Source organism: Actinomycetes bacterium, assembly GCA_035506535.1.
Taxonomy (GTDB): Bacteria; Actinomycetota; Actinomycetes; order DATJPE01; family DATJPE01; genus DATJPE01.
The window spans coordinates 21820-39644 of record DATJPE010000078.1 but is presented as its reverse complement, the minus strand read 5'-3'; the positions used below and the strand labels follow the sequence as shown (position 1 = coordinate 39644).

13 protein-coding genes are annotated in these 17825 nt (G+C 72.5%); 10 read left to right on the top strand and 3 right to left on the bottom strand.

Annotation, left to right across the window (positions count from 1 at the left end; genetic code table 11):
* Positions 1-6: 6 nt before the first annotated feature.
* Positions 7-1677, bottom strand: a complete 1671-nt coding sequence (locus tag VMI11_13145; protein ID HTY73353.1) for a DUF222 domain-containing protein — start codon at positions 1675-1677, stop codon at positions 7-9.
* A gap of 170 nt (positions 1678-1847) precedes the next feature.
* Here VMI11_13145 and VMI11_13140 point away from each other — a divergent pair, with 170 nt between their 5' ends.
* On the top strand, positions 1848-2414 hold the full coding sequence (locus tag VMI11_13140) for a hypothetical protein (protein HTY73352.1): 567 nt from the start codon (positions 1848-1850) through the stop codon (positions 2412-2414).
* A 61-nt stretch (positions 2415-2475) separates the two neighbouring features.
* Here VMI11_13140 and VMI11_13135 read toward each other — a convergent pair whose 3' ends face one another.
* Both VMI11_13135 and VMI11_13130 read right to left on the bottom strand, forming a co-directional pair.
* Positions 2476-3117: a zf-HC2 domain-containing protein gene (locus tag VMI11_13135; GenBank protein HTY73351.1), complete on the bottom strand. Its 642-nt coding sequence runs from the start codon at positions 3115-3117 to the stop codon at positions 2476-2478.
* Positions 3114-3635 (bottom strand): sigma-70 family RNA polymerase sigma factor, encoded by a 522-nt coding sequence (locus VMI11_13130; protein HTY73350.1) that lies wholly within the window; start codon positions 3633-3635, stop codon positions 3114-3116. Before VMI11_13130 ends, VMI11_13135 begins: the two co-directional genes overlap by 4 nt.
* Positions 3636-3731: 96 nt before the next feature.
* On the opposite strand from VMI11_13130, the gene VMI11_13125 reads away from it, so the two are divergent.
* The 9 genes from VMI11_13125 (at position 3732) to VMI11_13085 (ending at position 17809) form a co-directional block, all read left to right on the top strand.
* Positions 3732-5114, top strand: a complete 1383-nt coding sequence (locus tag VMI11_13125) for a wax ester/triacylglycerol synthase family O-acyltransferase (GenBank protein HTY73349.1) — start codon at positions 3732-3734, stop codon at positions 5112-5114.
* A complete protein-coding gene (locus VMI11_13120) occupies positions 5111-5599 on the top strand; it encodes a hypothetical protein (GenBank protein ID HTY73348.1) in 489 nt (162 codons plus the stop codon). The genes VMI11_13125 and VMI11_13120 overlap by 4 nt, the downstream gene beginning before the upstream one ends.
* A gap of 27 nt (positions 5600-5626) precedes the next feature.
* Complete coding sequence (pruA, locus tag VMI11_13115; protein HTY73347.1) at positions 5627-7252, top strand: L-glutamate gamma-semialdehyde dehydrogenase; 1626 nt, start codon at positions 5627-5629, stop codon at positions 7250-7252.
* 67 nt (positions 7253-7319) lie between these two features.
* On the top strand, positions 7320-12221 hold the full coding sequence (locus VMI11_13110) for an NAD-glutamate dehydrogenase (GenBank protein ID HTY73346.1): 4902 nt from the start codon (positions 7320-7322) through the stop codon (positions 12219-12221).
* Positions 12222-12266: 45 nt separating this feature from the next.
* Complete coding sequence (locus tag VMI11_13105) at positions 12267-12824, top strand: TIGR03086 family metal-binding protein (protein ID HTY73345.1); 558 nt, start codon at positions 12267-12269, stop codon at positions 12822-12824.
* A gap of 113 nt (positions 12825-12937) precedes the next feature.
* Positions 12938-14590 (top strand): TrkA C-terminal domain-containing protein, encoded by a 1653-nt coding sequence (locus tag VMI11_13100; GenBank protein HTY73344.1) that lies wholly within the window; start codon positions 12938-12940, stop codon positions 14588-14590.
* Between the two features lie 162 nt (positions 14591-14752).
* Positions 14753-16018, top strand: a complete 1266-nt coding sequence (locus VMI11_13095; GenBank protein ID HTY73343.1) for an ATPase, T2SS/T4P/T4SS family — start codon at positions 14753-14755, stop codon at positions 16016-16018.
* Between the two features lie 4 nt (positions 16019-16022).
* Entirely contained in the window at positions 16023-16874 is an 852-nt protein-coding gene (locus tag VMI11_13090) for a type II secretion system F family protein (GenBank protein HTY73342.1), read from the top strand.
* Positions 16871-17809, top strand: coding sequence for a type II secretion system F family protein (locus tag VMI11_13085; protein HTY73341.1), 939 nt, complete (start codon positions 16871-16873; stop codon positions 17807-17809). The genes VMI11_13090 and VMI11_13085 overlap by 4 nt, the downstream gene beginning before the upstream one ends.
* Positions 17810-17825 lie beyond the last annotated feature (16 nt).

The following is a 17825-nucleotide window of genomic DNA, read 5'->3' as shown; positions in this document are numbered from 1 at the left end:
GTGTGATCAGGCCCTGAGGTCGCCGCGGCCGTGGTCGGTGACGCGAAGGTCGTCCGGGGGACGGACGTAGGTGGTCCCGGCCGGTGTGGTCCAGACCATCGAAGCGCTCGGACGGCTGGCCGCCGTGAAGCCGTCGCGCGTCTTCAGGGCATGGCTGCGTCGGCACAGCCCCGCCATGTTCTCCGCGCTCGTCTCGCCGCCCTTTGCCCAGTCGCGCACGTGATCGGTCTCGACCGGGCGCGCCGTGCAGGTGGGCGCGCGGCAGCTCTGACCCACGCCGAGGAGGTGGTCCCGCAGCCTCGGACCCGGCCGATACCGGGTGCGGCCGTAGTCGAGCAGCCAGCCGTCCACCGGGTCCAGCACCACTCGGCGCCAGGTCGCGTCGGTCGCGAGCTCGCGGGCCACCTGTGCGGGGATCGGCCCGTAGCCGTCGAGGATCCCGATCCCATCCCGCAGCCCCAGCAGGACCGGCAGGTCGATGATCACGTTGACCTGCCTCGGCGGCGGCTGCCCCGGGGGAAGCCGCAGCGGGTTGGTCGGGTCGATCCCGTCGGTGGTCTCCTCGGGCCCCCTGTCTCGGAGTTGCGGATCGGGGTGCTCGACAGCGTGCTCAGCCTCGGAGACCAGCGCGAGATCCTCGCCCTCGACCGCGGCGCGGACCAGCATGAGCTCCGCATCGTGGGCGTCGGGTGAGCCGCGCTCGTCGTCGCCGGGACTGACCTGTCCGAGGTCGGTGAGCCGTGCCTGGACGTCGTCCATGCCCCGGCGCACGCAGCGCGTCAGCGCGGTGAGCCGCCGCCGGCCGATCGGCAGGCGGTCGGCTCCGGCCTGGCGGGCGGCGGTGGCCTGCGCCCTCGCCTCCGCGCACACCGCGTGCCACAGCTCGGTCACCTCCGGCGCGGGACCGTGGACCCGCAGCGTCGCCATGCCGTGGTCCTCGACCCAGAAGTCCACGTCGGTCGCCTTCACCGCCTCGGCATGCGCCCGGTCCAGGTCGGTCGGGCGCGCAACGGCCAGCAGCCGACCCAGCGTCCGCCGCAATTGCGCCGGGGACTGCGTGGTCGCTCGGGGGAAGAGCCGCTCCTCGAGCCAGGCGCTCTCCTCCACGGTCAAGGTGGCGCTGCGCTCGGCGATGAGCTGGGCGTGGTAGCCGCTGATCCGACCCGCGGCGAGCGCGGCGCCGGTGCGCGGCAGCCGCGTGTCCAACGCGTGCGCCAGGTCCAGCCGCCGGCTGGCATGGACCTCACCGGTGCACAGCGCCAGCCGGACGACCTCCGTCGTCACGCGGTCCCGGACTGCCCCCGCGACGGCAGGCCCGGTGCCGACGGGCTCCTCGGATGCCTGGCTCGGCGCGTCCGCGCGGCACGGGTGGGCGAGCGCGTGGAGGGCCGTCAGCCGCTGCCGCTCCACCCACGCCGCGTTGGCCTCCCACGCGCTGACGTACCGGGCGCGACCATCGGCGTCGAGCGACTCGGCATCGACCTCCGTCAGCACCGAGATCGCCTCAGGCCCTGGTCCCGTGGACTCGACGAGGTCCGCCCACGCCTCGGTCAGCTCCAGGGCGCAGAAGGCGGGATCCTCGGGCAAGCTCACCTCGAACTCGGCGGCGAGCAGGGACTGCAGGCTCGGCTCGTAGTCCTGCGCGCGGAACGCGACGGCGGAGGCGTACTCGAACATGTGTTCGATAGTAGGGCATCGGGAAGGCGAGTGCAACCCCCGAATCACCAATGACGGCAACGGTTTCCTCGCGATCGGCACCCTCCGCGCCCGCACGAGGACCCGGGCCACTGAACGACCGGGCCGGTGGGGACGTGGTTGGGGGGTGAGCGACGTCGAAAGGACCAGCCATGCGCGTGCGCCCAGCCTCTGCGAGTTCCCTGCGCAAGCCCCTCCTCGGGGCCGCGATGACCATGGCCGCCCTCTGCCTGGCGGCGTGCGGCAGCGGGTCCTCCGGCGGCTCCTCCGGGAGCCCGGCCGCCGGACCCTCGACGGGACAGGGGTCGACCGGCTCGTCATCAGCGGTGGTCACGACGGCGTCCGGAGCCTTGGGGACGTACCTGACCGACGGCTCGGGCCGCACGCTCTACGACTTCGCCGCCGACACGGGGACGACCTCGGCGTGCTACGGCTCGTGCGCGACGTACTGGCCACCGCTGCTCACGACCGGCACGCCCGCCGCCGCCGGCCGGGCCAAGGCCAGCCTGCTGGGTACGACGACGCGCAAGGACGGTTCGCAGCAGGTGACCTACGGCGGGCACCCGCTCTACACCTACGCCGGGGACGGCGCGGCCGGCGCGACCAGCGGGCAGGGCGTGGACGCCAGCGGGGGCCTGTGGTGGGTGGTGAGCCCCGCCGGCACCTCGGTGACGACCACCACCGCCTCGTCCCCGGGCGGGCACGGTCGCGGCTACTAGGCCGCGAGCCGCTCACCCGACGTCACGCTGCCGACGTCACGCTGTCGAGTCACGCCCGACGTCACACGTCGGTGCCGACCAGGGTCGTACCGTCCTCGGCGACCACGAGGACCCGCGCGAGGTCGGTGCGGGCCATGCCGGTCCACCCGGTGACCAGGGCCGCGCCCTCGTAGGTCGCGACCCACGAACCGGCGACCTCGCGACTGCCGTCCTTGCCGATGGCCACGAGCTGGCAGTGCTCGTTGGCGGGAAGGCCGCGGACGCGGACCGAGATGCCCGTACCGGTCGGGCGGGCGGTGAGCGAGACGGCCAGGTGCACCGGTCCCTGGGCTGCCGAGTACGTGCGCGGCGAGGGATGCGCCTCCTGCCACACGACGCTGGCTCCGGCCAGCGCCACCACCGCCACTCCGGCGGCCGCGGCGACGACCATCCGCCGCCGCGTGCGCGCGGCCTGCAGCTCCCGCTCCTCGCGCGTGGCCCTGGACCGAAGCGCGGCGTAGAGCGTCTCGGACGGCACGACGTCCCCGCTCGCCTCCTCCAGGCTCAGGTCGGCGAGCAGCTCCGGCAGTCCCTCCAGCTCCCGCAGCTCCTCACGGCAGCTCGGGCACGCCTTGAGGTGCGCGCGGACCTCGGCCTCCTCGGCCGGCTCCAGGCTGCCGAGCACGTACGCGCCCAGCGACAGGCGGGCCTCGGTGCACGTCACGCCGTCACCCCCCGTTCGGTCAGCGCCAGCCGCAGGGCGCGAAGGGCGTAGTACGTCCGCGACTTCACCGTCCCTGCGGGTATGCCGAGGACGGCGGCGGCGTCGCTCACCGAGCGGCCCCGGTAGTAGGTCTCCACGATCACCGCGCGATGCTCCGGTGAGAGGGCGGCCAGGGCCTCCGAGACCAGGATGCGGTCCAGGGCGCGCTCCACCTCGTCCGCCCCTGGCACGACGGCGAGCACGTCGTCGGCCACCTCGCGGGGACGGGCCGCGCGTGCACGGTGCGCGTCCACCGCGACGTTTCGGGCCACCGTCACCAGCCAGGCGCGCCGGGACCCGCGTGCCTCGTCGAGGGCGCCGATGTGGCGCCAGGCCCGCAGGAGGGTCTCCTGGACGATGTCCTCCGCGCGCCCGCGGTCGCCGGCGGTCAGCCGGAGGGCGTACGACAGCAGCGCGGCTGCGTGCTCGTCGTAGAGCGCGCGCAGCGTTCCCTCCTCCCGGACCGTTCGGCTGGGCACACCACCTCCTACGTCCGGGGGGAAGCGAAGGTTCAACGCGTCGTCGGCGGAGGAGGCACGCTCCCGCTCATGGGAGGATCGCTCCCAGGAGGTGCCGTGGTCGACTCCCTGAGCCCGCTCGACGTGTCGTTCCTCTACTTCGAGGAGAGCCGCACGCCGATGCACGTCGGCTCGGTGGCCATCTTCGAGCCGGTCGACGGCCACACGGTCGACTACGAGGGCCTCGTCCGGCTGATCGAGGACCGGATCTCCCTGGTCCCGCGCTACCGCCAACGGGTCCACCGGGTGCCGGGGAACCTGGCCAGTCCTGTGTGGGTGGACGACGAGGCCTTCGACGTGACCTTTCACGTGCGTCGCTCGGCGCTTCCGCGGCCGGGGACGGAGGAGCAGCTCGACGAGCTCGTCGGCCGGGTGATGAGCCGTCCGCTGGACAAGGCGCGACCGCTCTGGGAGATGTACCTCGTCGAGGGCCTGGCCGGGGGTCGCTTCGCGGTCATCACGAAGACCCACCACGCGATGGTCGACGGCATCGGCGCCGTCGAGATCGGCCAGGTGATCCTCGACGTCACGCCGGAGCCCAGGGACATCCCAGCCGACGAGTGGGTGCCGCACCGGCCGCCCAGCGACCTCGAGCTGGTCACCCACGCCCTCGGGCAGCTCGCGTTGCGGCCCACGGCCGTCGTCGACCTCGCGCGTCGTGCGGTGCTCGACGTGCGGCGTACCACGGCCCGTATCGGCGGGGTCTTCGCGGCCGCCCGCACGATGGCTCGGCAGGCGCCGCCCAGCCCGCTCAACGTGGCCATCGGCGAGCAGCGGCGCTTCGCCCGGGTGGACACCTCCCTCGACGACTACCGGCACATCCGCAAGGCCCACGGCGGCACGGTCAACGACGTCGTCCTGGCGGTCGTGTCCGGCGCGCTGCGCTCCTGGCTGATGACGCGCGGCGAGGCGGTGCGCTCCAGCACGGTGGTCCGGGCCATGGTCCCGGTCAGCGTGCGCCGCCCGGGGATCGGCGACGACATCGCCGGAAACCAGATCGCCGCGCTGCTCGTGGACCTGCCCGTGGGCGAGATCAGCCCCGCGGTGCGCCTGCACCGGGTGGGTTACGCCATGCGTGCGCACCAGGAGTCCGGTCAGTCCGTGGCCGCCCAGGCGCTCGCGGGAATCGCCGGCTTCGCGCCCCCGACCCTGCACGCCCTCGGTGCCCGGGTAGCGGCGGGACTGTCGAGACGGCTGTTCAACCTCGTGGTCACGAACGTTCCCGGCCCGCAGCGCCCGCTGTACGCCGCCGGCGCCCGGCTGGTCCGCGCCTACCCCGTCGTGCCCCTCGCACCTGGGCAGGCCCTCGCCATCGGCGTCACCTCCTACGACGGCGGCGTGTACTACGGGCTGTGGGCCGACCGGGACGCGATGTCGGACCTCGGCGTTCTCGCCCAGTGCCTCGAGGACTCCCTCACCGAGCTGCTGGAGACGGTGTGAGGGTGTACGTCCCAGCCACGCTGACCACGGTCCGCGGGCTGCTGGCGACGGGCGCCCTCGGCGGGCCCGTCGAGGCCTATGCGGTCACCCCCGCCCTTCGGGAGTGGTACGTCGACGACGACGCGGAGGCGCTGGAGTACGCCGCGCTCACCGAAGCGGCTCGCGCCTCCCTCCGCCGGCTGGCCGCCGACCCGGCCGCGCCGCGGCGCCGCGTGGTCCTCGCGGCCGATGTCTCGGACCGCGACGTGCGGCAGCGTGCGGAGCGCGGGCACGGCGCCGTCGACGTCACCGCGGACGTGCCGCTGGCGGCGGTGGCCGCCGGGCACGTCGACGAGCCGGAGGCCGTACCGGTAGTCGCTCGAGCAGCCGACCTCGTGGCGGCGGCCGACGCGGGCGATGAGGACGCCGAGTTCGCGGTCGGCGACGCGGAGGACCTGGAGCTGCTCTGGTACGCCACCCAGGAGCTGGCCGACCTGGTGAACTAGGGCGGCGCTGGTGACAGGATCGGAGCCGTGGACGCGCTCACCCGTACCCCCGTCCCTGTCAACGAGCCGGTCCTGGACTACGCCCCCGGCAGCCCCGAGCGAGCGGCGCTCGAGGAGGCGCTGAAGGCGCAGCAGGCCCAGCACGTCGAGCTCACGATGACGATCGGGGGCGAACAGCGCCTCGGTGGAGGCGAGCCGATCGACGTCGTGGAGCCGCACGCTCACGCGCACGTCCTCGGCACCCTGCGCGGGGCGACGCACGAGGACGCGCGGGCGGCCGTCGCGGCGGCGAAGGCGGCGGCACCCGGCTGGCGGGCGCTCGGCCTCGACGACCGCGCGGCGGTCCTCCTCAAGGCCGCCGAACTGCTGGCCGGCCCTTGGCGGCAGCGGCTGAACGCGGCCACCGTCCTCGGGCAGTCCAAGACCTCCTACCAGGCGGAGATCGACGCCGCGTGCGAGCTCGTCGACTTCTGGCGCTTCAACGTCCACTTCGCGCAGCGGATCCTCGAGGAGCAGCCGGTCTCCGGCAAGGGCGTGTGGAACCGCCTCGACCACCGCCCGCTCGAGGGGTTCGTGTACGCCGTCACGCCGTTCAACTTCACGGCGATCGCGGGCAATCTCCCGACGGCGCCGGCGCTGATGGGCAACACGGTGGTCTGGAAGCCGAGCCCGACCCAGCAGGTCGCGGCGCACACCACGATGCGTCTGCTCGAGGCGGCCGGCCTGCCCCCCGGAGTGATCAACGTGGTGACGGGTGACGGCGTCGCGGTCTCCGACGTGGTGCTCGCCGACCCCGACCTGGCCGGGATCCACTTCACCGGGTCGACGCGCGTCTTCCAGCACCTGTGGCGCACGGTCGGCGAGAACATCGCCGGTTATCGCAACTACCCCCGGGTGGTCGGGGAGACCGGCGGCAAGGACTTCGTCCTCGCCCACCCCAGCGCGGACGTCGACGTGCTGCGGGTGGCCCTCGTCCGAGGGGCCTTCGAGTTCCAGGGCCAGAAGTGCTCGGCGGCCTCCCGTGCGTATGTGCCCCGCAGCGTCTGGGCGCGCTTGCGGGACCGCTTCCTCGCCGACGTCGAGGGGCTGGCCATGGGCCCGACCACCGACTTCGCCAACTTCCTGGGTGCGGTCATCGACGGCCGGGCCTTCGCCCGCGTGACAGCGGCGGTGGACCGCGCCCACGCCACGGACGGTCTCGACGTCGTCGCCGGAGGCACGTACGACGGGAGCGAGGGCTGGTTCGTGCGCCCGACGGTGGTCCTGGGCAGCGATCCCACCGACGAGGTCTTCACGACGGAGTACTTCGGCCCGATCCTCGCCGTGCACGTCTTCGACGACGGCGACTACCACCGGGTCCTGACGCAGATGGAGTCGGCGGCGCCGTACGGCCTCACCGGGTCGATCGTGGCTCGCGACCGCGGCGCCATCGCCGAGGCGAGCGAGCTGCTGCGCTACGCGGCGGGCAACTTCTACGTCAATGACAAGCCGACGGGCGCGGTGGTCGGGCAGCAGCCCTTCGGCGGCGCGCGGGCGAGCGGCACCAACGACAAGGCCGGCTCCGCCCAGAACCTCCTGCGCTGGACCTCCACCCGGACGATCAAGGAGACCTTCGACCCGCCGAGGGACCACCGGTACCCCCACCTGGGGTGATCCCAGAGGTCCTAGAGTGACCGGGGCGCGACAACGACGTCGCGTCCGTCGACCGGAGCGGTGCGGTATGCCGAGCAAGCGTGACGAGGCCAAGCGGGACCTCATCGAGCGGGCGGCGGACATCGCCGCGCCGACGGAGCCCATCGGGGGCGCCGGCGGCCTGGCCGGCGCTGACTTCCTGCGTCTGTACTACCGCCGCGTCGCGGCCGAGGACCTGGTCTCCCGTGACCCGGCCGACATCGCGGCCGCCGCCCTGGCCCACCTCGAGCTGGCACGAGACCGGCTCCCCGGCGTGGCGCGCGTGTCGGTGACCAACCCGCCGCCCGACGCGAAGGGGCGCGCGCGGCACTCCGTCGTGCAGATCGTCACCGACGACATGCCCTTCCTCGTCGACTCGGTGACCATGGCGATCGACCAGAGCGTCCAGAGCATCCACCTCGTCGTCCACCCGACCCTCGCGGTCGCCAGGACCGTGACCGGGCAGCTGCGCCGCATCGTCGACGGTGAGGCGGAGGCCGGCGAGGGCGAGCCGGTCGTGCACGAGTCCTGGATGCACGTGGAGATCGACCGGCTGTCGGGGTCCGACGCCCAGGCGCTCGAGGCGCGGCTGGTGCGGGTGCTCGGCGACGTCCGCGAGGCGGTGGAGGACTGGCCGAAGATGCGCCGGGCGGCGCTGACGATCGCCGACGGGCTGGCGACCGATCCGCCGGCCGGTGTCTCGGACGAGGAGGTGTCGGAGGGCTGGGAGCTGCTGCGCTGGCTCGCGGACAACCACTTCACCTTCCTCGGCTACCGGGAGTACGAGCTGCGCCGCACCGACGGCGAGGACGTTCTGGTGGCCGTCCCGGGCAGCGGGCTCGGGATCCTGCGCGCGGACCAGCACGTGTCCGCCTCCTTCGGCGTCCTCCCGCCCGAGCAGCGGGCCCGCGCGCGAGAGCCGCATGTCCTCGTGCTCACCCAGGCCAACACCCGCTCGACCATCCACCGCCCGTCCTATCTCGACTATGTCGGGGTGAAGGTGTTCGACGCCGACGGGCAGGTCACCGGGGAGAAGCGGTTCCTGGGTCTCTACACGTCGACGGCGTACACCCAGAGCGTGCTTCGCGTCCCCGTGCTTCGTCGCAAGGTCTGGCAGATCCAGGAGCTGGCCGGCTTCGCCCCGGACAGCCACGACGGCAAGAACCTGCTCGAGCTGCTCGAGGGCTACCCGCGCGACGAGCTCTTCCAGATCTCCGACGAGGAGCTCTACCCGATCGTCATGTCCGTGCTGGCCATGCAGGAACGCCGGCAGACCAGGCTGTTCCTACGCCGCGACATCTACGGGCGGTTCATGTCGTGCATGGTGTACCTGCCGCGGGACCGCTACACCACCGCGGTACGGCTGGAGATCGCGCGCATCCTCAAGGAGGCCTACCGCGGGACCACCGTGGACTACACGGCCCGGGTGACCGAGTCCGTCCTCGCGCGACTTCACTTCGTCGTCCGGGTGCCCTCGGGGACGCCACTGCCCGAGGTGGACCCCGACGCCCTCGAGGCGCGTCTGGTCGCGGCCACCCGGTCGTGGATCGACGACTACGGCGACGCGCTGCGCGACGCCTTCGGCGAGGAGGAGGCGGCCGAGCTCGCGGCGCGGTGGTCCCATGCCTTCCCCGAGGGCTACAAGGAGGACTTCAGCGCGGCCGACGCCGTCGCTGACGTACGGCGCGTGGAGCAGCTCGACGAGGGCGCCCAGATGGCCCTCGAGCTCTACGAGCCGCCCGGCTGTGCGCTGGGCGAGCGGCGCTTCAAGGTGGCCACCCTCGGTGCGGCGCTGTCGCTGTCCGAAGTGCTCCCGGTTCTGCAGCGCATGGGCGTCGAGGTCACCGACGAGCGCCCGTACGTCTTCGAGCGCACTGGCGCCGAGGAGGCGCACCTGTACGACTTCGGGCTGCGTTACGACCCGATGCGCTCGGCCATCATGCGACCCGGCGGTGCACCGGCCACGGCCCCGTCCGGGGCGCCGATCGAGCTGAGGACGCTGTTCGAGGACGCCTTCCGCGCGGTGTGGGAAGGCAGGGTGGAGTCCGACGGGCTCAACGCCCTCGTGACCCTGGCGGGACTGACCTGGCGTCAGGTCGCCGTCCTGCGGGCGTACATGAAGTACCTGCGGCAGGCGGGCTCGACCTTCAGCGAGTCCTACGTGGAGCAGTGCCTCTCCGCCAACCTGGGGATCACGCGTGACCTGGTCCACCTCTTCGAGGTCCGCCTCGACCCGGGGTTCACCGGCGACCGGGAGGCGGTCGCCGAGCAGGTCGTGACCCGTGTCCAGACCGAGCTCGACGACGTGAAGAGCCTCGACCAGGACCGGATCCTTCGCTCCTTCCTCGCACTGATCGGCGCGACGCTACGGACCAACGCCTTCCAGCCGGCCGCGGACGGCGAGCCCCATCCGTACCTGTCGTTCAAGCTGGACCCGCACGCGATCCCCGACCTGCCGAAGCCGCGGCCGCGCTTCGAGATCTGGGTGTACAGCCCACGCGTCGAGGGCGTGCACCTGCGCTTCGGGCCGGTGGCCCGAGGCGGGCTGCGCTGGTCGGACCGCCGCGAGGACTTCCGGACCGAGGTGCTCGGGCTGGTCAAGGCCCAGATGGTGAAGAACGCGGTCATCGTCCCGACGGGCGCCAAGGGGGGCTTCTACCCCAAGCAGCTGCCCGAGCCCGTCACCGACCGGGACGCGTGGCTCGCCGAGGGCGTCGCGAGCTACCGGACCTTCGTGTCCGGGCTGCTCGACATCACCGACAACCTCGTGGACGGAGAGGTCGTGCCGCCGCCCGACGTCGTGCGTCACGACGGTGACGACCCCTACCTGGTCGTGGCCGCGGACAAGGGCACGGCGACCTTCTCCGACATCGCCAACCAGATAGCGGCCGAGTACGGCTTCTGGCTGGGTGACGCGTTCGCGTCAGGGGGATCCGCCGGCTACGACCACAAGGCGATGGGCATCACAGCCCGCGGCGCGTGGGAGTCGGTGAAGCGCCACTTCCGGGAGATGGGTCTCGACACGCAGGCCGAGGACTTCACCGTCGTCGGCATCGGGGACATGAGCGGTGACGTCTTCGGCAACGGGATGCTGCTCTCGGAGCACATCCGCCTGGTGGCGGCGTTCGACCACCGGCACGTTTTCGTCGACCCCTCTCCCGACGCCGCGGCGTCCTTCGCCGAGCGCCGGCGCCTGTTCGAGCTGCCGCGCTCGTCATGGGACGACTACGACAAGAACCTGATCAGCTCGGGCGGAGGAGTCTGGCCGCGATCGGCGAAGTCGGTGCCCGTGTCGCACGAGATGGGGGAGGCGCTGGGTCTGCCCGCGGGGGTCACCCACCTCACGCCGGCCGAGCTCGTGCACGCGATCCTGCTGGCCCCGGTCGACCTGCTGTGGAACGGCGGGATCGGGACCTACGTGAAGGCTTCGAGCGAGACCCACGCCGACGCCGGCGACAAGGCCAACGACGCGGTCCGCGTCGATGGCCGCGAGCTTCGCGCGAGGGTCGTCGGCGAGGGCGGCAACCTCGGCCTGACGCAGCGCGGTCGCGTCGAGGCGGCGCAGCACGGCGTACGGCTCAACACCGACGCGATCGACAACTCGGCCGGCGTCGACACCTCCGACCACGAGGTGAACATCAAGATCCTCCTCGACCGCCTCGTGCGGCGCGGCGAGCTCACCGAGCAGGCACGCAACGAGCTGCTCGTCGAGATGACCGACGACGTGGCGCACCACGTGCTGCGTGACAACTACGAGCAGAACGTCGTCCTCGGCAACGCCCGCTCGCAGGCACCCGCACTGTTGACGGTGCACCATCGACTGATCCGCGAGCTGGAGCGCCGCGGGGACCTGGACCGCGCGCTGGAGTTCCTGCCGTCGGACGGCGACATCGAGCGCCGGCACGCGGCGCTGGAGGGTCTGACGTCTCCCGAGCTGTCGGTCCTCGTCGCCTACTCGAAGCTCACCCTCGGCGAGGACCTCATGGCGAGCGGCATCGCCGACGAGCCGTGGTCGTCGGCGGCGCTGCGCGCGTACTTCCCGCCGCTGATCGTCAAGCGCTACGCCGACGAGCTGTCCGCCCATCGGCTGCGCCGGGAGATCATCGTCAACACGTTGGTCAACGACATGATCAACAGGGGCGGGATCACCTTCGTCTTCCGTGCCTGCGAGGAGACCGGCGCGTCGCCGGTGGAAGTCGCCCGAGCCTTCGCAGTGGTTCGCGAGGTCTTCGGGCTGCGCCCGCTGTGGGACCGCATCGAGGCGCTGGACTCCCTCGTGCCGACCTCGGCGCAGAGTGCGCTCTACCTGGAGTCGCGCCGCCTGCTCGACCGGGCCACCCGCTGGCTGCTCCAGGAACGCCGGTCGGCGGTCGACGTCACCGCCGAGATCGCGCACTTCGCGCCCGTGGCACGGGTGGCCCCGCTGGTCCCCAAGTTCCTGCGCGGGGTGGAACGCGAGCGCTTCGAGCGCAGGGCGGCCGACTTCGTCGCGGCGGGTGCTCCCCACGAACTGTCGGCCGAGGTGGCCGGGCTGCTGGATGCGTTCTCGCTGCTGGACATCTGCGAGCTCGCGGCCGCGTCGGGGGAGGAGCCCGAGTCGGTCACCGAGCTCTACTTCGCGCTGTCGGAGCGCTTCGAGGTCGACCGGATGCTCAACCGGATCACCCAGCTGCCGAGGGACGACCGCTGGTCCTCCCTGGCGCGGATGTCGCTTCGCTACGACCTGTACTCCGCGCTCGCGATGCTCACCAGGGCCGTGCAACGGGCCGCCCCCAGCGGCGAGCCGGATCGCCGGATCGAGGCATGGGAGGCGCTCAACGCGGAGGGGTTGGGACGGACCCAGGCCACCTTGGCCGAGATCGCGAGCAGCGAGTCCTCCGACCTCGCCTCCCTGTCGGTCGCACTCCGGGTGATCCGCACGCTCGTCTCGGGCAGCCACGACAACCGCTGACGCCGGGGCTGTGCACGGTCACCGGGGTGGGCCAGGATGGGCGGTATGGACGCCATCTCGCTGATCCCCGCGTCGGCGTACGCCGTCTCCGACCGGGTCCACCAGATCAAGGACGACCAGTGGGACGAGGACACCCCCTGCGAGGAGTGGACGGTGCGCGACCTGGTCAACCACCTCGTCTACGAGCAGCTGTGGGCGCCGCACCTGCTGCGGGGCGAGACCATCCAACAGGTCGGCGACCGCTACGAGGGGGACGTGCTCGGCGACGACCCCGTCGGTGCGTGGGACAACGCGATGGATGACGCGCTCGCCGCGTGGGCGGAGGTGGACGCCGAGCAGACCGTCCACCTCTCCTTCGGCGACTTCCCCGCCAGCGCGTACGCCGACCAGGTCCTGTGCGACCTCGTCGTCCACGGCTGGGACCTGTCCCGTGGAGCTGACCTCGACGACGACATGGATCCTGACGGCGTGGCGCACTCCCTCGCGTTCGCCGAGGCGAACGCCGAGACGCTCACCGGCTCCGGGATGTTCGGGACCCCGCAGAAGCCGAGGTCGGACGCCGCGCAGGACCGGCTGCTCGCGCTGCTCGGCCGCCGAGCCTGACCCTCTCGCCGGACTCCGCCGAGTCGGGCGGAGCTAGCGCCGTGGGCATGTGAGGGGGGTCACGCCCAGCGTCGTCGACGCGGCGGCGACTCGCGCGGTGGAACCATGGACGGGTGAACGTCTCCGACCTGCTCCACGGTTACGCTGACCTCGCGGCGAAGAACCCCCTGCTGCTGCTGTTCACCCTCATCGCCGTCGGCAGTGCCATCGGCGCCCTGCGCTGGCGGGGCTTCTCGCTGGGGCCGGCCGCGGTGCTGTTCGTCGCCCTGGCGTTCTCTGCGTACGACGAGCGGCTGGCGCTCCCGCTCGTGGTCGGCCAGCTCGGCCTGGCGCTGTTCGCCTACACGATCGGCGTCGCGGCAGGGCCATCGTTCTTCACGACCGTGCGCAGCGGTGGCCGAGCGGTGCTGGTGGCGGTGGCGGTGCTGGTCGGTGCCGCCCTGGTGACCCTCGGCGTGGGGTCGCTGCTCGGCCTGCGCGGTCCGCTGCTCTCGGGCGTGTACGCCGGCTCGCTGACCAACACGCCGGCCCTCGCAGCCAGCCTCGAGCAGCTGAAGTCGTCGGCGCCTACCGTCGGCTACTCCGTGACGTATCTGTTCGGCGTGATCGGGATGCTCATCGCAGGGGCGATCAGCCTGCGCACGCACGTACCGGGCAAGGCCGTCGTCGCCGCCGAGGGCGGGGCGGGCGAGGCGGGGGCAGGGGACGAGGTCCCGCACCTCGAGCAACGGACGCTGCGGGTCGACGTCGAGGGCCTCCCCTCGCTCGGGGAGCTCGAGGAACGCTACGAGCACCGCGTCGTCTTCTCCCGCGTCATGCACGGCGACGTGCCCGGTCACCCGGGCACCGTCGACGTCGCTTCCAGCGAGGCGTCGCCGGTCGTCGGCGACATCCTGACCGCGGTCGGCGACGCCCGGGTCGTCGACCAGGTCGTCCAGGACCTCGGGCACCCCTCGAGCGTGCCGCTGGTGCTCGACCGCTCCCAGCTGGACTTCCGCCGGATCACCGTCTCGAACCGACAGGTGGCGGGACGCAGCCTCGGGGACCTGCGGCTGACGCGCCGCTTCGGCGCGACCGCCACGCGGGTGCGTCGCGGCGACGTCGACCTCCTCGCCACCGACGACCTGGTGCTCCAGCTCGGGGACCGCGTCCGCGTGGTCGCCCGCCGGGAGCAGATGGAGCGGGTCGCCACCCTCCTCGGCGACTCCGAGCGAGGGGCGTCGGACCTGAACCCGGTCGGGTTCGCCCTCGGCCTCACCCTCGGTCTGCTGGTAGGCCTGCTCGAGGTGCCCAAGCCCGGGGGCGGGACCTTCGCGCTCGGGGTGGCCGGCGGCCCGCTCCTGGTGGGCCTGTTCCTGGGTCGGCTCCAGCGCACCGGCCGGGTGCTGTGGACGATCCCGTACCAGGCCTCCACGGCGGTCAACCAGCTCGGCATGCTGCTGTTCCTCGCCTATGCCGGGTCGAACGCGGGGCACGCCCTGTCGAAGGCGCTCGCGAGCAACCAGGGGATCCGCCTGTTCGCGGTGGGATTCGTCGTCACCGGTCTGTCCGCCGTGGCACTGCTGGTGGCCGGCCCCCGGCTGGCCCGTGCCACAGGGGCGCAGCTGGCTGGCCAGGTCGCCGGCTTCGACACCCAGCCCGCCGTCCTCGCCTACGTCAGCGAGCGCTCCAACGCCGACCCGCGCATCAACCTCGGGTACGCCCTCATCTACCCGGTGGCGATGATCGTGAAGGTCATCCTCGCGCCCCTGCTGGGCACGATCTGACCGGCCGCGTCCGAGTCTCCTGGGCCGGAAGGGGCGTGCGATGGTGGGTGGTGCACGTGGGGACGAAGTTGTGTGCACAGATGGCTCGGGGCATCTGGTGCGAGACCTTCGGCGGGCTCTAGCGTCCGGCACAGGTCGCCACAACGCCCCGGGGGTGCTCGCGTGGACGCGGTCCTGCACGCAGGTGTCGACGACGTCGTAAGCGATGACGCGGTCGGACAGGTCGAGGACGAGGTCCGGGAGCTGGTCCGCCGACGGGGCCTGGACCCCGCGGTCGACCCGGCTGCGGTCCGGCGCCTGATCGAGGAGGTGCTGGCCGACTACGACGAGCGCACCCTGACGGGTTCGCTGGTCCCGCTGCCCGACCTCGACGGCACAGCCCGGTGGGTCTTCGACGCCGTCGCCGGCTTCGGCCCTCTGCAGGCCTACCTCGACGACCCCACCGTCGAGGAGATCTGGATCAACGAGCCGGGCCGGGTCTTCGTGGCGCGTGAGGGCCGCAGCGAGCTCACGACGACCCTCCTCGGAGACGCCCAGGTACATGACCTGGTCGAGCGGATGCTGCGCAGCACGAACCGCCGCATCGACCTGTCGGAGCCCTTCGTCGACGCCACCCTCCCCGACGGCTCCCGCATCCACGTCGTCATCCCCGACGTCACCCGGCGCCACTGGTCGGTCAACATCCGCAAGTTCGTGGTGCGCGCCGCGCATCTCGACGAGCTGGTGCGGCTGGGGACGCTCACTCCTGCCGCGGCCGGGTTCCTCGACGCCGCCGTGGTGTCGGGGCTCAACCTGGTGGTCGCGGGAGGCACCCAGGCCGGCAAGACCACGCTGCTCAACTGTCTGCTGGCATCGGTCCCGGCCCACGAGCGGGTCATCACGTGCGAGGAGGTCTTCGAGCTCAAGGCGCCCCTGGCGGACTGGGTCGCCATGCAGACCCGCCAACCCAGCCTCGAGGGCACCGGCGAGATCAGGCTGCGCCGTCTCGTCAAGGAGGCCCTGCGCATGCGGCCGAGTCGCATCGTCGTCGGCGAGGTGCGGCAGGAGGAGTGCCTCGACCTGCTCATCGCCCTGAACAGCGGTGTGCCAGGGATGGCGAGCGTGCACGCCAACAGCGCCCGCGAGGCCGTGACGAAGCTGTGCACGCTCCCCCTACTGGCCGGGGAGAACGTGGGGCACGCGTTCGTGGTCCCGACGGTGGCGACCAGCGTCGACGTCGTCGTGCACATCGCCACCGAGAACGACGGCCGCCGACGCGTCCGCGAGATCGTCGCTGTCCCAGGCCGCGTCGAGGGCGACGTCGTCGAGGTCGAGGACCTGTTCGTCACGCGAGAGGGCCGGCTCAGCCGCGCCGAGGGCTGGCCACCCCATCCCGACCGCTTCGCACGCAACGGGTTCGACCTCACCGACCTGTTGCGGCGGGACTGATCCGGTGGGCGCGCTGGTCGGGCTGACGTTCGGGCTCGGCGTCGTCCTGCTCCTGTCGGCGATGACCGGTCCACCGGCGCATCGACCGCCATCGAGACGGCGCCGGCTGGAGGAGCGCATCGCCCAGGCCGGACTCGACGGCGTCAGCCCGGCCCGGCTGGTCGGCACCTGCATCGCCGTCGGATCGGTCGCCCTGCTGCTCTCGCTGGCCGTGACCCGCTCGGCGACGATCAGCACCTGCTTCGCCGCCTTCGCGGCGTACGCGCCCCTCGCCGTCCTCGGCTGGCGGCGCCGGCAGCGTCAGGACGAGCTGCGCTCGGCGTGGCCGGATGCCGTCGACAACCTCGCGAGCGGGGTACGGGCTGGCCTGTCGCTTCCGGAGGCGTTGGCGCAGCTGGGGATTCGCGGTCCGCTGCCGTTGCGTCCCGCCTTCGGCCGTTTCGCCGAGGACTATCGGGCCACCGGTCGCTTCGGGGAGTCGCTGGACCGGCTCAAGGCATCGTTGGCCGATCCCGTCGGCGACCGGGTCGTGGAGTCCCTGCGTCTCGCGCGCGAGGTCGGGGGTTCCGACCTCGGGCGGCTGCTCCGGACCCTGTCGACGTTCCTGCGCGAGGACGCCCGGACCCGCTCCGAGCTGGAAGCCCGCCAGTCCTGGACGGTCAACGCGGCCCGGCTGGCCGTGGCCGCGCCGTGGATCCTGCTCGGGCTGCTGTCCCTGCGACCCGAGGCGGTCCGCGCCTACGACAGCCCGGAAGGTCTGCTGCTGCTGGCCTTCGGGGCCGGTGTGTGCGTGGTGGCGTACCGGCTCATGCTGCGTATCGGTCGGCTGCCCACCGAGGAACGGGTCCTGCGATGAGCCTGGCGACGACCGGCGCGCTGCTGGGGCTCACCGCGGGCACGGGGGCCGCGGTTGCGGCCTCCCGGCTGCCGTACCTGCGCAGGCCGACACTCGAGGATCGCGTCGCCCCCTACGTGCGTGAGTTCGCGCGGCCGTCGCGGCTGCTGGTCGCCAGCCGTGCCCGAACGCCGTTCCCGACGCTGGAGCGCCTGCTGGCGCCGTTCGTCACCGACGGCGCGCGGCGCCTCGACCGATGGCTGGGCGGGAGCGCTTCGGTCCGGCGACGGCTGGACCAGCTCGGCGGCGGCACCAGCCTCGAGGAGTTCCGGACTGAGCAGCTGCTGTGGGGAGCTTGCGGTCTCCTCGGTGGGTTCGGCCTCGGCCTGGTTCTCGACCTGCGATCCGGCGCCAACCCGTTGGCCCTGCTCGTGCTGGCGTCGGCGCTCGCGGCGGGCGGGGTGCTCATGCGCGACCAGCGCCTCGCCCGCGAGGTGCGCGACCGTGAGCAGCGGATGCTCCTGGAGTTCCCCACCGTCGCCGAGCTGCTCGCTCTCGCGGTCGCGGCGGGCGAGGGTGCGGTCGGTGCGCTGGAGCGGGTGGCCGCCCGCAGCAGCGGGACCCTGGCCGAGGAGCTCGGCCGGGCACTGTCGGACACCCGCGCCGGTGCGCCCCTCGTCGCCGCGCTGGAGCGGTTGGCGGAACGTACGTCGCTACCCGATCTGCGCCGCTTCGTCGACGGGATCGTCATCGCGGTGGAGCGAGGGACCCCGCTTGCCGACGTCCTGCGCGCCCAGGCGGTCGACGTTCGCGAGGCGGGACGGCGACGGCTGATCGAGTCCGGAGGACGCCGCGAGATCGCGATGATGGTCCCCGTCGTGTTCCTCCTCCTCCCGCTCACCGTCGTGTTCGCCCTCTTCCCCGGCTTCTACGGACTCTCGCTCGGCAGCACGTGAGGACCCACGATGAGGA

Bases quoted from the DNA above. Each gene is read 5' to 3' on its own strand.
- VMI11_13145 (HTY73353.1), bottom strand. From the start codon at position 1,677: ATGTTCGAGTACGCCTCCGCCGTCGCGTTCCGCGCGCAGGACTACGAG.
- VMI11_13105 (HTY73345.1), top strand. From the start codon at position 12,267: ATGGACGCCATCTCGCTGATCCCCGCGTCGGCGTACGCCGTCTCCGAC.
- VMI11_13085 (HTY73341.1), top strand. From the start codon at position 16,871: ATGAGCCTGGCGACGACCGGCGCGCTGCTGGGGCTCACCGCGGGCACG.
- VMI11_13110 (HTY73346.1), top strand. From the start codon at position 7,320: ATGCCGAGCAAGCGTGACGAGGCCAAGCGGGACCTCATCGAGCGGGCG.
- VMI11_13140 (HTY73352.1), top strand. From the start codon at position 1,848: ATGCGCGTGCGCCCAGCCTCTGCGAGTTCCCTGCGCAAGCCCCTCCTC.